2 protein-coding genes are annotated in these 1,670 nt (G+C 68.6%); one reads left to right on the forward strand and one right to left on the reverse strand.

The features are described from left to right. Nucleotides 1-399, forward strand: a 399-nt coding sequence (locus AC3XYG_RS03515) for a GNAT family N-acetyltransferase (RefSeq protein ID WP_489138428.1), incomplete at its 5' end; no start/stop codon positions are given. Between the two features lie 13 nt (nt 400-412). On the opposite strand, the gene AC3XYG_RS03520 is transcribed toward AC3XYG_RS03515, so the two are convergent. Beyond that, on the reverse strand, nt 413-1,670 hold a 1,258-nt coding region (locus AC3XYG_RS03520; RefSeq protein WP_489138429.1), incomplete at its 5' end, for an efflux RND transporter permease subunit.

Here is a 1,670-nt window from a genome sequence, read left to right on the forward strand (position 1 = left end):
CTCGGCGCCCTCAAGCTGCGCGCGTCGCTGGCCTGGGGCGAGCATGTCGCGGCGCTGCGGGCGATGCCCGAGGCGCGGCAGGTCCCAGCCGAACACCTGGCCGCGATCATCGTCGCGGAGATCGGCGGCGCCATCGCCGGCTTCGCCACGGTGCTGCCACGCGACGGTGGCGGGGCCGAGCTGGAGGATCTGTTCGTCGACCCCGCCGCCTGGCGCCGGGGCGTCGGGGCAAGGCTGCTGGCCGAGGCGGAGCGGCGCGCGCTCGCCCTCGGTGCCCGCACGCTGCATGTCGTGGCCAGCGAGCGGGCCCGCGCCTTCTATGAGCGCTGCGGCTTCGAGGTTGTCGGCACCGTCATGACCGCTCTCGCACCCGCCCCCGAACTGCGGAAGACCCTGTAGCCAAAGCGGCGCGCTACTCCGCCGGGGTCGGCGTCGGATGCGCCGGCGGCGCGTCCTCTTCCACCATGCGGTGATGGTCGCGGGCGAGGAAGGTGTAGACCATCGGCACGACGAACAGGGTGAACAGCGTGCCGATCGACATGCCCGAGGCGATGACCAGGCCGATGGCGAAGCGCGCCGCGGCGCCGGCGCCGGTGGCGTAGAGCAGCGGCAGCACGCCCAGCACCATCGCCGCCGTGGTCATCAGGATCGGCCGCAGCCGGATGGCCGCGGATTTCTCGATCGCCTCGCGCCGCGACAGGCCTTCCTGCTCCTGCAGCTGGTTGGCGAACTCCACCATCAGGATGCCGTGCTTGGTGATCAGCCCGACCAGGGTGATCAGCCCGATCTGGGTGTAGATGTTCAGCGTCGCCCCGGTGAGCTGGAGGATCGAGCCGACATTGAGCACGGCCAGGGCCCCGAAGATCGACAGCGGCACCGACATCATGATGATCAGCGGGTCGCGGAAGCTTTCGAACTGCGCCGCCAGCACGAGGTAGATGATGATCACCGCGAAGGCGAAGGCGACCATGATGGTGTTGCCTTCGGTGACGTACTGGCGTGAATCGCCCTCATAATCATAGGTGAAGCCGCGCGGCAGCACCCGGTCGGCGGTCTGCTGCAGGAAGGTCAGCGCCTGGCCCAGCGTGACCGCGAAGGGCACCGGCACCGCCTGGATGGTCGAGCTGTTCAGCTGGTTGAACTGCGAGAAGGAATTCGCCGTCGCCTGCGTCTTCAGGGTGACGACGGAGGACAGCGGCACCAAATCGCCGCCGGTGGTGCGCACGAAATACTTGTCCAGCTCCTCCGGGTTCAGCCGGTTGGCCTGGGCGACCTGGGGGATGACCTTGTAGCTGCGGTTGTCGCGGTCGAAGCGGCCGATGTCGTTGCCGCCCAGCATCACGTTCAGCGTGGTGCCGATATCCGCCATGTTCAGCCCCATCGCCGCCGCCTTGTTGCGGTCGATCTCCACCGACAGCTGCGGCCGGTCGAAGGACAGGGTGGTGCTGGCGAAGATGAACATGCCGCTCTTGCGCGCCTCATTCGCCACCTGCTCTGCCATCTGGTAGACGACCTCGGGCGGCGCCGAAGACTTGATCACGAACTGGATCGGCGGGCCGCCGCTGGAGCCGGGCAAGGCCGCCGGCTGGATGGCGAAGCCCTGGATGCCGGCGATGCCGTCGAGCATGCCCTGCATCTGCTGCTGCAGGTCCTTGGCGCTGCGCGTGCGC

The sequence above is a fragment of the Inquilinus sp. genome (genome assembly GCF_057815775.1).